At 34.9% G+C, this 19,591-nt stretch carries 19 protein-coding genes; 8 read left to right on the plus strand and 11 right to left on the minus strand.

What is annotated here, in order from left to right; all coding sequences use genetic code 11:
- The first annotated feature begins 188 nt into the window (after positions 1-188).
- A complete protein-coding gene (locus MKY06_RS28165; protein WP_098239879.1) occupies positions 189-1,385 on the plus strand; it encodes an MFS transporter in 1,197 nt (398 codons plus the stop codon).
- Positions 1,386-1,640: 255 nt separating this feature from the next.
- On the opposite strand, the gene MKY06_RS28170 is transcribed toward MKY06_RS28165, so the two are convergent.
- The 6 genes from MKY06_RS28170 to MKY06_RS28195 all read right to left on the minus strand — a co-directional run bounded on the left by MKY06_RS28170 (position 1,641) and on the right by MKY06_RS28195 (position 6,260).
- On the minus strand, positions 1,641-2,225 hold the full coding sequence (locus MKY06_RS28170) for an NAD(P)H-dependent oxidoreductase (protein ID WP_098278476.1): 585 nt from the start codon (positions 2,223-2,225) through the stop codon (positions 1,641-1,643).
- A gap of 45 nt (positions 2,226-2,270) precedes the next feature.
- Entirely contained in the window at positions 2,271-2,573 is a 303-nt protein-coding gene (locus MKY06_RS28175; RefSeq protein WP_098239881.1) for a hypothetical protein, read from the minus strand.
- Between the two features lie 122 nt (positions 2,574-2,695).
- Positions 2,696-4,051 (minus strand): FAD-dependent oxidoreductase, encoded by a 1,356-nt coding sequence (locus tag MKY06_RS28180; protein WP_098399582.1) that lies wholly within the window; start codon positions 4,049-4,051, stop codon positions 2,696-2,698.
- A gap of 377 nt (positions 4,052-4,428) precedes the next feature.
- Entirely contained in the window at positions 4,429-5,529 is a 1,101-nt protein-coding gene (locus MKY06_RS28185; protein ID WP_098278474.1) for a GerAB/ArcD/ProY family transporter, read from the minus strand.
- Positions 5,530-5,533: 4 nt separating this feature from the next.
- A complete protein-coding gene (locus MKY06_RS28190; RefSeq protein ID WP_098239884.1) occupies positions 5,534-5,722 on the minus strand; it encodes a hypothetical protein in 189 nt (62 codons plus the stop codon).
- Between the two features lie 316 nt (positions 5,723-6,038).
- On the minus strand, positions 6,039-6,260 hold the full coding sequence (locus MKY06_RS28195) for a hypothetical protein (RefSeq protein WP_098278473.1): 222 nt from the start codon (positions 6,258-6,260) through the stop codon (positions 6,039-6,041).
- A gap of 477 nt (positions 6,261-6,737) precedes the next feature.
- Here MKY06_RS28195 and MKY06_RS28200 point away from each other — a divergent pair, with 477 nt between their 5' ends.
- On the plus strand, positions 6,738-7,505 hold the full coding sequence (locus tag MKY06_RS28200; protein WP_098278472.1) for a hypothetical protein: 768 nt from the start codon (positions 6,738-6,740) through the stop codon (positions 7,503-7,505).
- A gap of 251 nt (positions 7,506-7,756) precedes the next feature.
- Here the strand turns inward: MKY06_RS28200 and MKY06_RS28205 are convergent, their stop codons facing one another.
- The 3 genes from MKY06_RS28205 to MKY06_RS28215 all read right to left on the minus strand — a co-directional run bounded on the left by MKY06_RS28205 (position 7,757) and on the right by MKY06_RS28215 (position 9,714).
- Positions 7,757-7,912, minus strand: a complete 156-nt coding sequence (locus tag MKY06_RS28205; protein ID WP_098239887.1) for a hypothetical protein — start codon at positions 7,910-7,912, stop codon at positions 7,757-7,759.
- 751 nt (positions 7,913-8,663) lie between these two features.
- The gene (locus tag MKY06_RS28210; RefSeq protein ID WP_098239888.1) at positions 8,664-9,128 is read right to left on the minus strand and encodes an Lrp/AsnC family transcriptional regulator; all 465 of its coding nucleotides are present in this window, start codon (positions 9,126-9,128) and stop codon (positions 8,664-8,666) included.
- Between the two features lie 274 nt (positions 9,129-9,402).
- Positions 9,403-9,714, minus strand: a complete 312-nt coding sequence (locus MKY06_RS28215; RefSeq protein WP_098278471.1) for a DUF1450 domain-containing protein — start codon at positions 9,712-9,714, stop codon at positions 9,403-9,405.
- Between the two features lie 259 nt (positions 9,715-9,973).
- Here MKY06_RS28215 and hppD point away from each other — a divergent pair, with 259 nt between their 5' ends.
- The 6 genes from hppD (at position 9,974) to MKY06_RS28245 (ending at position 17,623) form a co-directional block, all read left to right on the plus strand.
- Positions 9,974-11,095 carry a 4-hydroxyphenylpyruvate dioxygenase gene (gene hppD, locus MKY06_RS28220; RefSeq protein WP_055991956.1) on the plus strand — a complete coding sequence of 374 codons (1,122 nt, stop codon included), beginning with the start codon at positions 9,974-9,976 and terminating at the stop codon, positions 11,093-11,095.
- Between the two features lie 63 nt (positions 11,096-11,158).
- The gene (locus MKY06_RS28225) at positions 11,159-12,175 is read left to right on the plus strand and encodes a hypothetical protein (RefSeq protein ID WP_223269024.1); all 1,017 of its coding nucleotides are present in this window, start codon (positions 11,159-11,161) and stop codon (positions 12,173-12,175) included.
- Positions 12,175-13,458: a fumarylacetoacetase gene (gene fahA / locus MKY06_RS28230; protein ID WP_223269025.1), complete on the plus strand. Its 1,284-nt coding sequence runs from the start codon at positions 12,175-12,177 to the stop codon at positions 13,456-13,458. The genes MKY06_RS28225 and fahA overlap by 1 nt, the downstream gene beginning before the upstream one ends.
- 173 nt (positions 13,459-13,631) lie before the next feature.
- Positions 13,632-14,735 (plus strand): histidinol-phosphate transaminase, encoded by a 1,104-nt coding sequence (hisC, locus tag MKY06_RS28235; RefSeq protein ID WP_055991962.1) that lies wholly within the window; start codon positions 13,632-13,634, stop codon positions 14,733-14,735.
- Positions 14,736-14,751: 16 nt separating this feature from the next.
- A complete protein-coding gene (locus tag MKY06_RS28240; RefSeq protein WP_055991965.1) occupies positions 14,752-15,906 on the plus strand; it encodes a homogentisate 1,2-dioxygenase in 1,155 nt (384 codons plus the stop codon).
- Between the two features lie 277 nt (positions 15,907-16,183).
- Positions 16,184-17,623 (plus strand): amino acid permease, encoded by a 1,440-nt coding sequence (locus MKY06_RS28245; protein ID WP_098278469.1) that lies wholly within the window; start codon positions 16,184-16,186, stop codon positions 17,621-17,623.
- Between the two features lie 335 nt (positions 17,624-17,958).
- Here MKY06_RS28245 and MKY06_RS28250 read toward each other — a convergent pair whose 3' ends face one another.
- Both MKY06_RS28250 and MKY06_RS28255 read right to left on the minus strand, forming a co-directional pair.
- Positions 17,959-18,612, minus strand: coding sequence for a class D sortase (locus MKY06_RS28250; protein ID WP_098278468.1), 654 nt, complete (start codon positions 18,610-18,612; stop codon positions 17,959-17,961).
- Between the two features lie 67 nt (positions 18,613-18,679).
- A complete protein-coding gene (locus MKY06_RS28255; RefSeq protein ID WP_098278467.1) occupies positions 18,680-19,201 on the minus strand; it encodes an LPXTG cell wall anchor domain-containing protein in 522 nt (173 codons plus the stop codon).
- Between the last annotated feature and the right edge of the window lie 390 nt (positions 19,202-19,591).

The following is a 19,591-nucleotide window of genomic DNA, read 5'->3' on the forward strand; positions in this document are numbered from 1 at the left end:
TCCCATTTTATTTTTGACAACTTCATCTAATGGTGAAGTTGTCATTTTTAGTATGTCTATGGCTTTTTACAAAACATTGAGGTTCATCAATAATTTTGTGTAAGTGGAAAATTTATCCTCTTATAGACCTTGTTAGTTATTCTGTTTTAAGCACCATTGGAAAGTTTTTTATGCAGGAGTGAGAAAAAATGAAGAATCCTTATATAAAAACAGCATTGGGAATGTATGTGAATTACTTTTTGTTAGGAATGGTTAATATCATTTTAGCTGCGAATATGCCTTTCTTAACCAAACAATTAGATACAGATAGTGCGGGTATTAGTTATATTATCTCAGCGTTAGGTATTGGAAGGGTTCTCACATATGCTATTTGCGGATTTTTATCAGATAAATTTGGAAGAAAACCTCCAGTAGTAATTTCGACTATTATGATGGCAATATTCTTAATAGGGATACCGTTGTCTCCCAACTTTCAAATTGCGTTTGCTTTTGCCATCCTTGCAGGAATGGCCAATTCAGCTATGGATGAGGGTACGTATCCTGCTCTTATGGAAATATTCCCTAAAAGTTCAGGTTCCAAAAACGTTTTGGTTAAAGCTTTCTTATCTTTAGGTTCATTCATTCTACCTTTAATTATTTTCTTTTGTTTAGAACATGGAATATCTTATGGATTTTCATTTTTCATTCCTGCTGCCCTATATCTTGTCAACATGCTCTTTCTATTTACAGCACCATTTCCTAATCATCGAGATATAAGTATGATTCAAGAAACAGAAAAAGATAATAAATCTCTGTTTGTCCCTAAATTTTGGAAAGAAGGGATAGCTCTTATTATTATAGGATTTACATCAAACGGGCTATATTCTCTTCCGCAAATATGGCTACCTACTTATGGTCAAGATATTCTAAATATGACTGATGCTAATTCAGTAAAATTGCTTAGTTACTACAGTATTGGTGGGCTGATTTCAGTTTTATTATTGGCAGGATTATTAAAGAAATTTATAAGACCGGTGACTATCCTTTTGGTGTATCCAATTATTACATTGTTTTCACTTTTAGTGTTATTAACTGTAAATTCTCAAGCAATTGGTATAGTAAATTCGTTTTTATTAGGTTTCTCAACTGCAGGAGTATACCAATTAACTTTGACCGTTATGGCAGAATTATTTTGGAAAAATAAAGGCACTATAACAGGAGTCGTATCTACCGCGGGTGGTTTGTCAGCTATCTTTATTCCTACTTTTACAGGTTTAATTAAAAGTCACACTACTATTTTGCACATATTTGTATTTGATCTAATAATTACTTTAATCGGTATAATATCGGCAGTTGTCGTATGCTACAGATATGGAAAGTTAATGAAAAATAAAGTTGTGAAATAGGTGGTCTTAAGAAAACAATATATGACAACCTAAGATCTGTACTGATAAGGAGTCAAGATGCGTATTTGTATCAAATTATATAAAAAAATTACAAAAAAGGGTTTTTCGGTAAATAAATCTCTCTAAACTGTATAATTAATATGTATACCGCATGCAACCTTAGTTAACATAATGAATTTTATCAGTAGTAAATAAAAAGGAGAGCCTTAAAATAAACAAGGCGCTCTTTTTATTTATAGTCATTTTTTAATCCTTCTAAAAAATAGAATTGATTCTCTCGTCAATTTGTTTTAGCATTTCCTTCAGTACTGACTCTTCAAGATGTTCAGAGACATTTCCAAACAATAAATGATCTATAGGTTCAATTCCTGTAAAATTAAATATCCCAACATCTGACGTAATTTTTAACCCGGCTGTCATTCCAATTTTGTCATACATCTCTTTTGGAGCACCGTGAGTATTAATTATCAAACCTTTCTTACCTTTGAGTAACTGAATAATTCCTTCCTCACCATAAGCATACGCATAGCCATAAGAAAATACACGATCTACATAGCCTTTGATAATGGCAGGAAGACCAGCCCACCAAATTGGATATATAAATGTTATTACATCTGATTGTGTAATGAATTCTTGTTCCGTTTTAATATCATCTGGGATATGGCCAGATTTCATAGCAGCCGTATCTTCAGGTTTTAGTACAGGCTGAAAATCCAATGCATACAAGTCCCTCACTACAACCTCATGACCTTTGTTCTCTAAGGATTGAACAAAGGTTTCCATTATAGAATGATTAAAACTTTCCGGATGTGGATGGGCATATACAACAAGGTGTTTCATTTATATTCCTCCATTTATATTGGATTTCTTACACCAGAACTAGGATTACTGTTCCTTTGAAATATTATTATTTCTTTTCCTTTTTACTATTAGAATAATGGCAACGATAAAGGCAATTGCACTATATATCCAGGTAAACATAAAAGCCAAGCCCAACCCGATATTGGCATCCATATAATTACTATTCATATCATCTATGGCTAGATAGAGAAGTGGCGCGCCTCCAATAATAAGCAAGATTATCAAAGGAAGGCTTTTTTTCGTTTTTCTGGTTGTTAAGTAAATAATCAGAAAGGGTACTAAAAGAAACATTTCCGAAGCTATCGTCAAAATTAATAGCTTGTTCATAATGAATTCCCTCCTTTTTTATATAGTTGTTTATAATTTCGGAATTAATTGTAATATATTCAACAATGTCTATCCTATGAAAATTTTCGTTTCCTTCCTAAATAGACCTCTACATTCGTATCTTAGTTTTCAGAGCGTGCCGACTTCTTACTATTTGTTCGTTTCTTCCAATTGGTCAATATACCAAACCCAACTTTAGGGTGGAAAAGGTGCAAAGGTGGGCGTATTAAATTCATCACTCTAACTAACTTAAGATAAATCTCCGGATCAGAAGCCGAAAGCTGGTAAACTTTCTTACTATACCATTGTTTAATTGGCTGTATAAAAGGTTTCTCTCCAGTAATATCAGGGTGTCGAAATGCTTCTGTAATTGCCATATCCCATGGAGTTGCAATAAAAGTAGAAAATCTCTTGTGAAGTATTTTGGTAAACCTTTTATTAGGATATGCGAAATTTCCAAAATAGCGTTGCAACTCTAAGGCCTCCATAGCAGCAACAGATATTCCCTGTCCAAAAACAGGATCAAAACGGCAGTGAGCGTCTCCAACAACTAGGAAACCTTCTGGGAGAGTGGCAAGATCGAAGCGTCGACGTACTTGATAAGGAATTGTATGTATTTTTATTTCTGAAATTGGTTCTACTTGTTCTAGAAAATGAAGCACATCAGGCACGGGTAACTTTTGTGCATAAGAGAAAAACTCCTCAGTTGTTCTTGGTGCACTTTCATTGGCATAACCACTAAAGGTAATAGAAAAACGATTCCCTTCAATCATTTGAATATATGCACCGTAAGGGTTTTCAGGGAAACTAGGAGAAATCAGAAGATTACACCAGTCAGGTCGGTTCTGATTCTTCAGACGAAAGAATCTGGTCGCGTAAAAAAGCTTAATCCAGACCTTCTCTTCCTTAACCTCTATATCATATGATTTTAGCCACTCTACACTCTTTGAACCAAAACCACTAGCATCAATAACAACATTTGCAAGAATTTCTTTTTCTCTTCCTGTCTTAAGTGAGCGCACTCGTACTCCGGATATTTTATTACATTGATGATCTAATAATAGTTGCTCGACCTTTGTTTCATAATCGGTTGTAATATTGGGAATTTGATCAATACGGTGTTGTAAATGCCACTCTAACATAGGGCGACTTTGTTGAATCATCTCTAATTCTCCTGAAAATCGCTTTTTCCAGGAACCAAAATGGTGCCACTTTAAATCTCTTGTAAAGTTATTTATAATACTTCCATCTTCGATTAATTGATTAAAGAAGTGAGGGAACAATTTCTCAATTGCTTCTTCTCCTCCTTTTAATAAAACATGGGGATGATAACTTTGAGGCACCCTCTTTCTAGGGGCTTTCTCCTCCCACTTTTCCCCAGCTTCTAGAATAATTACTTGCCGAAAAGAATGTGATAAGGCTTTAGCAGCTAGTTTCCCAGCGATGCTTCCTCCAATAACTATTGCTTTCTCCAATATAATTCTCCCCTCAATCCATAATTGGAATAAAATACTAAACGGGATTTATTTTCATTATACTTCATAAAAATTTCCTTTGAAATGACCTTCTTATAAAATCAAATCAAAAGTTTCTAGAATGCTGAAATTTGGATTGAACAAGGCTTACCGATAAACCAAAGTTAATTTGCTCAGAGAGTGTCTCTAACAATGGGGACCAGTTCGGATACAAGAGTTCTTTTTGTGCAGGGTTCTGGAAGATACATTATGTTAACTGAAGATGTATAGAATATTCATCAATAGACTGTTTAAATTAGCTTCATAAGCTAGCTACTTAAAGGAGAGTGGATCTCTATGTTTCTAGGTGGCTGATTGTTGCACTAAAACCAATAGCCCTGCTATCCTCTCTGTTTCTTCTTATTTTTTAAGAATGCTACGGTGAGAAGAAGAAGAGGGATTATTACTTGAAAAGGAAGAAAGAAAACAAAGGGTATTATCTTGGTTCCCTCGTAAAGAAATTCTTGGAAATTACTGGCGATTGTGATGGAATAAAATATAATGACAAGTCCCATAGGATAAGCTAGACGCGAAGGTGAATGAATTTTAAATAAGCTCGCCGTGCTGATTACAACAGCATGGAAATACAGGCATATCTTAAAGAACACAACGATAATCGACGCTATCATAAAAAATACATCAAGGCGTTCTAAAAAATCAGCTACCTGGATGCTTTGTACAGTACTGAGAAGAGGGAACTGTGAACGTGAAGTAAGATCTACTCCAAGTACACTCGCATTAATAATCATTGTAATAGTTAAGTTAATCCCACTTAATCCGATTGCACATAATCCAGTAATTTTTGCTTTTTTAGAGTTATTCAAATACGGAAAGATCATTAAGAATACGACTGTTTCTCCAAATGGAAAGTACAAAGTTTGAGTGAATACAACCTTTAGAACTGGCCATATTCCTTCCTCAAGTACCGGTTGTAAGTTTGTGAAATTGATTAAACCAGAACACACAATTAGAGTAAATCCAGTAACGGCAAGGATATACATAAAAATAAAAAGTAGTTCCCCTGATCTCGCTACCACCTCTATTCCTTTCCGAACGGTATAAATAATGACAAGCATCAATAAAGCATTCGCGATGAATAAAGGAGTGTTTGGATAGGAAAATGTTAACAACATCTCTCCAAAATCGCGTAGAACCCTTGCTGCACTATTCGCAAAGTACAGGATATAAAGAAAGGCAATTGTCTTGCCTATCACTTTCCCCAAGAGTTTTTGCATGTACTCTGTAGGTAAGAGGTTCGGATAATAGGAATAAAGTTTATGATAGACTAAAAATAGAAAGAAACTACATATCATTCCAAGCAAAATCGCCAGCCATGCATCCTGTTTTGCTTTCATCGCAAGAGGTATCAGCAAAGCACTACCCAGTTCAAACAGGACCATTAAGATAAACAACTGGCTGGCACTAATTTTGACTTTTTCCATTCAACTAACACCTCTTTTTCATCACCTTTGCACTGAAAAGAAACGACTTGTTTCGTAAATCAGCATGAAGGATATAAGCCCCACGATAATAGCCACATTTAATTCTAGAAAGTACAAATCGCTCCACTTCGATTTTAATTTCTTCCATCTGTTTTGTTTGGTCTAGATCGTTAGATGGCTGCATAGAATCCAAAACATTCCTCTTACTGCTCTTTCATCCAGACAGCTCACTAGCTTTCCTTGTTTTAAAATCGATCATGTCAACTAGATATAGGATATGCAAAAAACTGGTTACACAAACCTAGTATAATTAGTAGCGTAAATTCTATAATTAAAAGTGAGATGTCATCCATCGCTATAATGTAACATAGAGAGAATGCATTTATTCTTGTGAAAATTAATATAGAAAACACTGATCAGATCAGTATTCTCTATATAGTTACTAAGGTTCTGATACAAAAAAAGTCGTTCTAAAAGCAATCAACACTTTTGGAACGACCAAATTTTTATTATTTTTTATAAAGGCAATCATGTGTATAATCTCTATTAGCAGCAACCACAAACCTTGATTTTCCTTCGTGGCATTCATGAGCGATTTCAATATCGCCACAATAAGGACAAGTGAGGTATCCTCTGGACTGCATATGGTTAGAGCTGATTATTTCCTCAGGTTTAAAAACCCCCATTCTTATTCCATAATGAGTACAAGCAACTTTTTTTATGCTTATCATAGGATTTCTTCCTCCTTCTTATTGTGTATTGGTTAATTTTTAGTATATAAGATAAATATGGATAATTTAACCTTTTTTGATCAACTTGCCTTAAATATTTAGAATTTAAATTGTAAAGGAATTATTGAGTAAAAAAGTTAAAGGTAATTTCTACTTGTGTATCTTAAGATACACATCCCTGTCAAAACGAACATTAAAATAAAAATAATAAACGTTAGATAAGTTTAAAATAATTTGTTAAATAAACCCTTAATGCTTTTTAATTTTAAAATATAGATAATATATGTTGTTACATTATTAATAAGAGTAAATAATAAAATACTTTATTTAAAAATAGTTTAACTATTAATTAACTTGTAGAAAAAGTGGACAATGACAAACATCATTAGTCCTTTATTAGTTGAATATACAAAATTATTAATTTTCTCAAGCAAATAATTTCATATTAAATACAAGAATAGGAGAGGAATTATTATTATGAATTACATTAAATCCGATAAAATGAGTTATTTGGCAGGTACTCGTAAAGATAGTAATTTGTTACCAGAGTTTATTTGGGATGATAATTGTTTTAAAGTACTTTCCTATAAATTAATTATTAGAAAAGTTATTCCTGTTACGCAAAGTTACATATACCCTCCTCAATCATATGAGCGTGTAAATAAAACGTTTAAGGATTATATTGCAGGGATGGGTAGAAAATATGATGAATGTTTTTGCCCTCTATATATATTTACTTATAAAGAAACAGATGAAAAATTGACTTGGTACGTAGGAGAAACGAATCAAGCACCTACTGCTACAACAGGACGAATGTATAGTGGCCATCATGCCATACCACAATTGACTGATGATTATTTTTCGAAAAAAGATAAAGAAATATATATTCTTCAGGTTTTTCTATCTTACTGTCATGAAGGTAGGGAATATATTGATGTACCTTTGGAATGGATTGACTTTGAAAGAACTGAAGAGGAATTAAAGAGCACGAAGAGTAAAGATAAATATAAAAAAATTACAAAAATAGTTAAATACCTAGAGTGGGGCATTATGGAACGCGCTGCAGCTGCTAAAAATAGTGACAGGGAAATTCCAAAAAATATAGAAGACTTTGAAGTCGAAGCGAATTATATAGAAATTTTCTTTGAAGATGGCCGTCCCATTGATATTGACTTACAAGCAGTATATGAGTCCATTTTAGAAGAAGAATTAATTAAAGAAGTGTATGAATTAAGGAATTGCTAATACTTAAGGAATCAAAGTTATTTATATGAAAAAAGACCATTCAATAAGTCGAATTCCAATTATTGAATGGTCCTTTGTAAGTGTTGATACGCAAAATAGCCATTTATCGCCAAATCTTTATAATAGATATAAAGATTCATTTAATTACACAAATGTAATTGTGTAATTAAATGGTATTTATTATTAGATTTCTTGAGTTTAACTTGGGTTATTGTAAATATATATATTTGTTTATCATCAAAATAAAAAATTTAGCAAATAAAAAAAGTCGTCAAATGACGACTTTTGAAAACTTGTTCGCTCATATACTCAGCACCTACAGCGATACCAGCTACTCCTGTCCAAAATGTTTCCGTTACAACAGACATAAGGAATCTTACATTTAGAAGACTAGATAATTTTTTCATAGGCATCTCTCCCGTCATTTTTAAACTGACAATTCTTAATACAATTGCTAACAGGAGTAAGAGTATTGCTACTGGTATTGATGGGACTGCGGTTACACCCGTAAGTGCTCAATATACGAACTTCATAAGTTTGTTAATTATATCAAAAATATTCAGAAAAGTAAATGGGGATAAGACTATATAATTCATTATTCCTTCTTCAACTAACTAGGCAGTTTAGTTAGTTGAAGAAGGAATTTAACCATCTATCTTTCCAATTCATTTCTCTGTGACAATCGTTTTTCCTGTGCTTTTTCCATTTGGCGCACTTGTAATGTTAGCATCCTGCAATATTTTTAAATATCAAGTCCGTAAAAGTATACCTTTACGGACTTTTATATTATATAAGAAATCCATCATTTTTATCGTTCGTTTAAATTTGAAAATGAATTACGAACGTCTTATGAAATGCATAAAATTTTACGAACGTTTTTAATGTAATAAGAGGAAGAGAACCACAAAAGGAGTATAAAATAGAAAACAGAAGATTTGGATACATACATGGGAGCAGTCGAGAGTAAAATGAAGGTCGTCAATTTCAATCAATGCAAGAAGTTGGTATTTCCCCCCGTGATATTTTTTAGAAAGAAACTCGTTAATAAAAAGTATTTGGTTAATAAAAAAAGGCTTCCTAAATAGAGAAGTAGTTCACAGGTGTAACTAACTTCCCTATGGTTTTATACTAGTCATTTTATAATGATACTACTGTATGTTATTCATTCTTGCTTGGCTGAAGATACTCAGTTTTGGGTAGTGAAATTTGATGAGATACGGGAGAAGCAATAATCAAAGATGTATCCACTTTACCATAAAGGCTTAAACGGTTTGTAAAGGCTTCCAACTGTTTTATGGATGAAAATGCAGTTTTCATAAAATAACTGTTTATTCCGGTTATCCGGTGACATTCTAAAATATCTTTTTCTCCTTTGATAATTTCTTCAAATTGTTGAGTTTTTATTTTTAAATTTGCTATTTGAATAATTGCTTTTACACTTTTTCCAATTGCGTTAGGCGAGAGAATTACCGTAAAACCTTGTATCGTACCATTTTTTTCTAAACGTTGTAGTCTTTTTTTTATACTTAATGGACTTAGAAGTAATTTTTTAGACAATTCATGGACAGTAATTCTACTATCTTCTTGTATAAATTGCAGTAAGCTACGATCAATCAAATCCATTTTCATCACCCCATTTTCAAATAAAATTGTTCTTATATTCCTTTATTAAAACACTATTAGCATTAATCTAAAAAGGATACTTGACTATAGATATTTATTATATTAATAAATCAATCATTAAATCCATTTTTAATCTTGATGCTTAGAAATAAGCCGAATTTAAGATAATAAGTTAAAAGATTAAATAGATGACTTGTAATATCTTAACAGAACATCCTTCAACGCAAGACGATACTATAAGTCCAACATCATATACTTAACATGTATCAAAGATTCAACGAAGTACTTGTTTCTTATTGTAATTACAACTCCCACACCCTTCACAATTCACCTGTAGTTTTGTTTTACTGCAATTTATCTGTGTGCCTTCGAGATGCTGTAAAATATCTGCAAGAAGATCATTGACACTATCACTGACAATGTTTTTACCGTTGACTAATGCAAATGGCTGTACTAAACATTGGCCGCAATAAAGTAAACATTTTTCTTCTATAATTTCCACATTTGAAATTTGTTGCAATTTCTCTTTTGCATCATAGAGTTCTTCTTCAAAATTACAAGGACAAAATTTAACAGTATATTCCATTTTGTTCTCTCCTTTAGGCTAATAATTTGTTGATAGGATTTAGAATGATTTTACAAATATTTTTAAAAAAGATGCAAGAATATACAGCAACGTATTCTTGCTTTAGCACGTTAAGGAGGAAACCTTTCACAGAATAAACGCTTCAATGTAAGCGCTTGCTTAACGAGAAAACTAGTTATAATATTTAGATTGTTGGAAATATTATCCCCTTATTTGGGAATAAAACTATTTATCTACTAAAAAACAGGAGGTTGTTTTAATGTCTGAAAAAGTATTAGAAACGAAAAAAACAAAAAAAGAGGAAATCTTTCCGGTGCAAAGCATCCACCACTTAGAACTATATGTAGGGAATGCGAAACAAGCTGCTTATTATTATTCAAATGCCTTTGGTTTCAAAGTTAAGGCTTACCGTGGATTAGAGACAGGTTGTCGTGATCGTGTTTCTTATGTGCTTGAACAAGGAGCAATTCGTCTAGTGGTTACAGGAAGTCTTGAGGAGACTACAGATATTGCTGCATTTGTAAAACTACATGGTGAGGGAACAAAAGACATTGCATTAAAAGTTTCTGATATTGAAAAGACATATAAGGGAGCAATTGAGCGAGGAGCAATTGCCATTCGAGAGCCATGGTCTGAAGAAGATGAGAATGGAATTGTTAAGAAAGCGATTATTGGTACGTATGGGGACACTGTTCATACGTTAGTCGAGACAGTAAATTACAAAGGCAGTTTTTTACCAGGGTATCAATCTTATGAATTAGAGACTGGTACATCTTCTACGGGAATTGTTGGCATTGACCATATCGTAGGAAACGTAGAGGTTATGGATGAGTGGACAACTTATTACGAAAAAGTATTTGGTTTCAATGTACTTAAACACTTTGATGATGAAAACATCTCAACAGAGTATTCAGCTCTTATGTCTAAAGTAATGATGAATGGAACAGGGCGTATTAAGTTTCCGATTAACGAGCCGGCGGAAGGAAAAAGAAAATCACAAATTCAAGAATACCTAGACTTTTACAAAGGCCCAGGTGTTCAGCATTTAGCACTACTTACAAACGATATTATTAAAACAGTTAAAGCATTGAAAGACAATGGTGTAGAGTTTCTTGACACACCAGCTACTTATTATGAAGAACTAAGTGAACGGGTAGGAAAAATTGATGAAGATTTACAAAAGCTGCAAGAACTTAGTATTTTAGTTGATCGTGATGATGAAGGATATTTACTTCAAATTTTCACAAAACCTATTGTAGATCGTCCGACTTTGTTTATTGAAATTATTCAACGTAAAGGTGCTCTAGGATTTGGAGATGGAAATTTTAAAGCATTATTTGAATCCATTGAACGTGAACAAGAACGTCGAGGGAATATTTAAGCTATAGTTAAAGCTAAATTAATATTTGTTTGGTAAATATGAAAAAGAAAGGAGGAATGCGACATGAATATAAAGAGTATAGCTGGAAGTGGTGTTGAGATGAGCGAGAGCTCAAAATTGCAAACTAGTATCCATGCTTTTTTATCAGATCTAATTGATTATGCTGGGTTGTTTCCACCAGCTAATTTATCTCTGGAAACCTCAATAAAAAATTACAAGAAATTTCAAGTTTGTAAAGATTCATTTATGCTAGGACGGTTTATCATTCCTATCTCACAACTAAATCAACTTATTCCGTATGTATCAATGTTTTCAAACGAACGTCCATTAATTATCTCAGCTTTAGGATCTAGGAGTAATAATAAGATCGAATGCCTAAATAGCTTACATACGGATCTTGAAATAGTTAGGTCTTTTCGTAATGAATACGAGAGGAATGTCAAAATTGACATATGTGAGATTCCTCTCCCGCCTCATATACCTGACCGTGCTTTATTACAAACTATTACAAAAGCAACGGACAAGAGCAGGCTAAAAGCCTTTTGTGAGGCGACAATACCTTTAGATAGGGACTGGGAATCTAAAATACTTGAAACTCTAGATATTATTGCTGCGCATAATAATGAAAGCGATCTCTTACTAGGATTTAAATTACGGACTGGTGGAGTTACAGCAAAAGCATTTCCAACTTCTCAGCAAATAGCAACCGTACTTGTCGGATGTCGTGATCGAGATATTCCCGTAAAGTTCACGGCAGGACTACATCATCCAATTCGTATGTATCGTGAAGAAGTGAATACACGAATGCATGGTTTCCTCAATGTTTTTACAGCTGGGATGCTAGCTCATATCAAAAAACTAGATATAGTATCAACAGTAAAAATTCTTGATGATGAGAAATCAAAGAATTTCAAGTTCACTGATAAAGGATTACAATGGCACGATTTAACTGTCCCAACTTCTGAAATTATAAGATTACGAGAAAAATTACTTTGTTCATATGGCAGCTGTAGTTTCGATGAGCCCCGTGAAGACTTACGTGCATTAGGAATTTATAGTATAGAAGAGGAGTGGAGATGATGAAATCATTTATAGAGGTAGATCCTAAATCTCATTTTCCCATTCAAAACCTTCCTTACGGTGTATTTCGCCCCCTTATGATGGGGGGTCCCCGTATTGGAGTTGCGATTGGTGATTATGTGTTGGATCTTTCCGTGCTAGATGCTGAGGGATATTTTGATGGTACGGATGTAGATGGAAAAGGAGTTTTTGAACAAGCTTCTCTTAATGAATTTATGGCTCTTGGAACTAAAGCATGGCGGGATGTAAGAAGACGTATCCAACAATTACTACATGAAGATGAGTCAATTTTAAGGGATAACTATGCCCTTCGTGATATTGCATTAATCCCTCAAAAAAATGTCAAAATGCTTTTGCCTGCACAAATTGGGGATTATACAGATTTTTATGCTTCAAAAGAGCATGCAACTAATGTAGGGATTATGTTTAGGGGAAAGGAAAATGCCCTAATGCCGAATTGGACTCACTTGCCAGTTGGGTATCATGGACGAGCTAGTTCAGTAGTTCTTAGTGGGACTGATGTAAGGCGTCCACAAGGACAAACGAAACCAGCGAATTCAAATGCACCTTTATTTGGTCCGAGTTGTCAACTTGATTTGGAATTAGAGGTGGGATGGTTTATTGGTCCAGGTAATGAAAGAGGAAAAAGCATTGCCCTAGAAAATGCTGAGGAACAAATCTTCGGTCTTGTACTAGTCAATGATTGGAGCGCTCGAGATATCCAATCCTGGGAATACCAACCACTTGGCCCATTCTTAGCTAAAAGCTTTGCTACTTCAATTTCTCCTTGGGTGGTACCACTTGAAGCTCTCGAGCCTTTTAGAGTAGCTGGACCAGACCAGGAGCCAGAGCCGTTACCTTATTTACGTACAAATAAACCTAGTTCATTTGATATTCATTTAGAGGTGAATCTTAAGGGAGAAGGAATGAAAAATTCCAAAACCATCTCCACAAGTAACTTTCGTTATCTTTACTGGTCCATGGCTCAACAGATTGCTCATCATACAGTAGGGGGATGTAATTTACGTCCTGGTGATTTGCTTGCTTCAGGAACAATTAGTGGGCCTGAAAAAGAGATGCGAGGAAGTTTATTGGAGCTAACATGGCGTGGAACTGAGCCGATAGAAATAGAAAATGGAGAACAAAGGGTTTGGTTAGAAGACGGAGATCAGCTAACTATTACAGGGTGGTGTCAAGGAGAGGGATATAGGATTGGATTTGGAGAAGTGACAGGCCGAGTTCTGCCAGCTCTTAAACAATCTTATACTTTATCTCAAATTTAACTCGTAAAGCTCGTTCAGTATGCTCCAAGACAGATGTGTGTGGGAATGGGATTAGAGTCAACTGATGGGCTTTACAACTAAATAGAACTTATGGGTGAAAGTGGAGAAAAAAGGTTGGAGAAATCACTGTATCAGTCTGTAACAAAATTACATAGAACAGGATAGGTGAAAGCATGGAAGTACTTGAACATAAAATCATCTCACGGAAAGAATTAGAAGGTCTTGATGTTTATAAACCAGGTAAGCCTATTGAAGAAGTGAAGCGAGAATTAGGTCTTAATCGCATTATTAAACTTGCTTCAAATGAAAATCCATTAGGTTATTCACCAATGGCAAAAGAGGCCATGATAAAAGAAATGGAAAATTTAATGTTTTACCCGGAAGGAACGGCGCCTGTTCTGGTAAAAAAAATAGCGAAACAATTAAAAGTTAAGGAAGAGCAAGTTATAACGGGAAATGGGTCGGATGAAATTCTTCGTTTGCTCACACGCAGCTATATCCGTTCTGGGGACGAGGCTATCATGGCAGACGTCACATTCCCTCGTTATGAAACGAATGTCATCATCGAAGGGGGCAGGGCGATTAAAGTACCACTTGTGAACGGGGTGCACGATCTTGGTGGTATGCTCGCTGCTATTACGGACAAAACGCGCATGATTTTTGTATGTAACCCAAACAACCCTACTGGAACGATTGTTGGAAAGAGGGAACTGACATCATTTATTAATCAAGTTCCTAATCATATACTGCTTGTTGTTGATGAAGCTTATTTTGAATATGTGACAGCAGAAGACCACTTGGATACGGTGCCACTTATTCACTCTCATGCAAACTTGATTGTCTTACGTACTTTTTCAAAAATTTATGGATTGGCTGCTCTACGTATTGGCTATGGAGTAATGCATTCAAATTTTGTAAAGGAACTTATTAAGGTAAAGGAACCCTTTAACACTAACCGTATGGCACAAGTTGCAGCCACTACCTCATTGGCAGATTTAGAGTTTGTTAGCAAGTGTAAAAAAGAGAACGAGAAAGGAAGGTTATATATTTCAGCAGAGGTCGAAAAAATGGGTCTCAGCTATTTTCCATCCCAAGGTAATTTTGTAATGATAAGGCTAAATTCATCAGGTGATAATGTGTTTCAATCGTTACTGCATAAAGGAATTATCGTTCGTTCCGGAGGGGTATTGGGACTCCCAAACACAATTCGTGTATCAATCGGAACAAAAGAAGAAAATGAAGCGTTTATCCAAGCACTTCGCGAAGTAATACAATAAGAGAGGAGCAGTGTTTATGCCGCATTATGTAAAGATGGGGAAGGTTCCTGCTAAACGCCATACACAATTCCGGAAAGAAGACGGGAGCTTACACTATGAGCAAGTTATGGGAACGAAAGGTTTTTCGGGTATTCAATCACTAATTTATCATATCAATCCCCCAACACAAGTAAGAGAGGCTAAAAAAATCACAGAAATCCATTATGAGATTGAAGAAAAAGAGGCACTTAAGCATCGTCACTTTCACACTTGGGAAACCGAAGCAGGGGGAGATTTCCTTGAAGCAAGAAAAATCTTTATGGTTAATGATGATGTAGCCATTGGAGTTGCCCGGCCAACACAACAAATGTCATATTTTTATCGTAATGGGGAAGGCGATGAAATGCTGTATGTCCATGAAGGAAAAGGAAAAATAGAGAGTATCTTTGGTGAATTGTCCTTTCTTCCAGGTGATTACCTAGTTATTCCTATTGGTACTACATATAGAGTAGTTCTAGAAACAGAACAGGCACGATTTCTCATTGTGGAATCAAACTCAGCAATTATGCCTCCAAAACGCTATCGTAATGAGCATGGTCAACTTCTAGAGCACTCTCCCTATTGTGAGCGTGATTTAAGAACACCAGAAAAACTAGAGCCAAAAGATGAACGAGGAGAATTCGAGGTTCGTGTGCGAGCTCAAGGTATGTTGACTTCTTATTTATTTGACTTTCATCCATTAGACGCCGTAGGTTGGGATGGGTATTTGTTTCCTTATGCTTTTAGTATTCATGATTTCGAACCAATTACAGGTAGAATTCATCAGCCACCTCCAGTTCACCAAACATTTGAAGCTCATAACTATGTAATTTGTTCATTTGTGCCACGATTATATGATTATCATCCAGAGGCCGTTCCGGCTCCTTATGTACACAGCAATGTAGAAAGTGATGAAGTACTATACTATGTGGATGGAGAGTTTATGAGTAGGCGTGGAATTGAGGAGGGATCTATTACTCTTCATCCAAGTGGGTTGCCACACGGTCCGCATCCAGGGAAAATGGAAGAAAGCATCGGGAAAAAAGAAACGCGAGAACTAGCTGTTATGATTGATACATTCCGACCACTTCATGTCGTTAAGCAAGCACATCGTTACGAAGATTCTTCTTACATGCAGAGCTGGTATAAATAGAAAAATATACTTAGTTAAATTTTATGGCCGATACCATAGCCTTTATGCTTTTTGTACCGGGCGTTATTTAAACGCCCAGCTCCCTTTTATTTAATCATTACATGCTATTAAAATTTTTAAAGATAAGTATTCATGAAAACAGAAAAGTGGTATGGGAATAATCTGATAGATAGAATAAAAAAATTTCCTTTTTTAAATTATTAAGGCCATTAATACGCTTATTCTAGAGAAGTGCAAATGATAAAACAAATATTCCATTTTTGAGGGGAGAACCTACATGGATTTATTTCGAAAAAAGTCAATTTCTCATATGTTGGCCAGTATTCAAGAAACGGATAAATCTCTGAACAAAGTACTTGGAGCTAAAGATCTAACAATGATGGGGATTGGCTGCATTATTGGCACAGGAATTTTTGTTTTGACAGGAGTAGCCGCCGCAGAACACGCAGGACCGGCTCTTGTGCTTTCGTTTATCTTTTCAGGACTTGCCTGTATATTTGCTGCGCTATGTTATTCAGAGTTTGCTTCTTCTATCCCTATTTCTGGTAGCGCTTACACCTACAGTTATGTTACTTTTGGTGAAGTGATGGCCTGGATTCTTGGTTGGGCATTACTGTTGGAATATGGACTTGCAGCTTCAGCAGTTGCTAGTGGCTGGTCAGGTTATTTTCAAGGATTATTAAGTGGGTTCGGATTGAAATTACCACTTGCTATAACAAGTGCTTACGATCCTGGAAAAGGTACCTTTATTGACGTTCCAGCTATTACTGCTGTTTTAGTTATTACCTTTCTGCTCTCTCGTGGTTTACGTGAATCTACACGTGCAAATAATATCATGGTTGTGATTAAGATTGCTGTTGTTCTTTTATTCATTGTCATCGGAATATGGTATGTAAAACCGGGAAACTGGACACCATTTATGCCATTTGGTTTCTCTGGGGTAACAGCAGGTGCTGCATCTGTCTTTTTTGCTTACCTTGGCTTTGATTCTATAGCTTCTGCAGCAGAAGAAGTAAAAAATCCTCAGCGCAATATGCCTATCGGGATTATTTCTTCCCTTACTATATGTACGATCTTATATATTATTGTTTCCTTCATTCTAACGGGCATTGTTCCCTTTACTGAATTAAATGTGAAAAACCCGGTAGCTTTTGCATTAAGCTATATTCACCAAGACTGGGTAGCAGGCTTTATTTCGGTAGGAGCTTTGACGGGAATGACTACAGTGTTACTTGTACTTTTATACGCACAAACACGTTTGTTTTTTGCTATGAGTCGGGATGGCTTATTGCCTAAAACAATGTCCAAAGTCGATTCAGTTAAGAAAGCCCCTATTATAAATACGTGGATTACAGGAATCTTAGTTGCAATTTTTGTTGGATTCATTCCTTTACATAGATTAGCTGAACTAGTTAATATCGGAACACTCTTTGCGTACTTGGTTGTTTCGGTAGGCGTATTGGTTTTGCGTAAAACACAACCTGAACTACCACGCGCTTTCAAAGTCCCATTTGTTCCGTTTATCCCTATTATCTCTATGTTATTTTGTGGCTACCTTATGTTTAATTTACCGATGACCACTTGGATTGGATTCGGAATCTGGTTGGTGATTGGTCTTATTGTTTACTGTATATTTGGTTACAGAAATAGCGAATTAGGAAAGAGGGAGAAAAATTTAAAAGCTGATAAAGAAATAGATAAGAGAGAGATTCTATAAGCCTTCTACATGCACTTATCTAATTAATATATTCAAGTTAATTAAAAAAGTCTATCTTAATACATGTAATCTTCTACTCATCTCCTACTGCAGTAGCTACATAGTAGCAACAGCGTTAAATCAGGATTCTAAATTACACCCAGATATCACTCATAAGTGGCTATTTCTCAACGGAATGGGGTTTGCTGAAAAAGTAGATAAGTTTAAGAAATTAATTATTACTTCCAATGATGTTATAAATGGCAAGTTAATTACTGATTGGACTCAACTTCAACAAGGTTAATAACTAGATGAATAAAATAAAAAGCGACATACCTATTAATGGTAAGTCGCTTTTAGTTATTTATCATTTCAGCTTGAATAATGTAGCGATCAGGCGCTTTTCCAATCATATCAAATGGATAGCAAGTCGTTAGTGTAAGCGTAGGCTTATCTTTAGGAACAATTACTGTCCGATCTTCTTTATGTGTAATCCAAATCTTTTTAATTTGGTATTCATAAAGCTTATTATCAAATTCTACAATTAGATTGTCACCTTTTTTAAGTTCACCTAGCCTTGTAAATACAGTGTCGCGGTGCCCACTTAATACTGTGTGTCCCATTCCCTTTGGAGTAGTAGTTAAATCACTAACAAACATCCCTACGCCTCTTTTCAAGGTATCAGCATCTGTTCCCCAATACACTGAGTATTTTAATTCGAGTTTAGGAATAACGAGATTCGCTACTTTTTGACCTTTGTTGTAATTATAATCTTCCATCTTCTCTGAAGACTTGGTATCGACTTCTTCTAGATTCACATCGCTAGTTGAATCTTCTTGTTTTACTTCAGTGCTTTGTTGGCCTACATCTTCTTTTTCTTTTACTTCATAATGGTTTATTTCCTTCTGAGATAGAGCCTCCGAAGATGATCTTCCTAAGTTCCACTCAAAGAATGAATAGCCAGCTAAGGAAATGCCTATCACAAATAGACAAATGCCTAATATTCTCATACAACTGCACCTCTATAAAAAAGAGACAGGAATAATCCCGTCCCTTTTATTTTATATATCCATTATATTATGCTTTTGAATTTTTACGACGAGTAAATAATACCACGCCAGCAGCCGCAACAGCTAAACCAGCTGCTACACCAAGTGGATTATTACTTGCTGTTTCAGGAAGCTCTTCGCCTTCTTTTTTGTCAGAAGTAGTTTTTTGCTCTGAAGAAGAATTGTCTTCTTTAGTAGCAGTTTCTTCTTTTGCTGGTTGCTCTTCAGTAGTTTCTTCTTTAGTTGTTTCCTCTGAAGTAGCTTCTTCTTTCTTACCAATACCATTAATCTTAGAAGTATCATAGTCGGATGGAGCTTCACAAGGAATACCATCGTCTACCTTATTACCCCAGCCATCTAAACGCTCAGGATCGTTTGTTGCTGTGTATCCTTTTGAATTCCAGTAGTCTACTACTGCTTGATATGGTTGGCCTTTGAAATCAGAACAGTCTTTGTCTAAACCGTTTGATTCTGCTGATGCTGTAGTTGCTACAGTACCAATTCCCCCAAATGTTAATGCTGCCGCCAAAGCAAATGTTACTTTTTTCATTTCTTCTACCCCCAATATTTGTGTGTCAGATTTGCTAACAATTTCATATTAAACTCTTTTTTTGACAACTTCAACAATAATCTGGGGTATTATACGTATTTTCCCTTTATTCGTCAATTTCTGCTATTGTATATGACAATATTATTACTTTTATCCATTTTATTGAATTAAACTAGTTTTAAATGAGTGTTGTTTTCCCGTTTTTTCTTTAAATTAAACCTCTTATTTTTCTATTTGCAATTTGAATTCTTGCTTTTTTTCTCTCTTCTAACCAGCTTATACTTGATTTAATTCCTCATTAATCTTTTTACCAACCTACTTAATGCGCTTCTTTCCGAAAGTAATTTTATAAATTATAAATGTTATAAAAATCCAAATCATATTAATGCT

It is taken from the genome of Priestia sp. FSL P4-0332 (genome assembly GCF_038005845.1).
Taxonomy (GTDB): Bacteria; Bacillota; Bacilli; order Bacillales; family Bacillaceae_H; genus Priestia.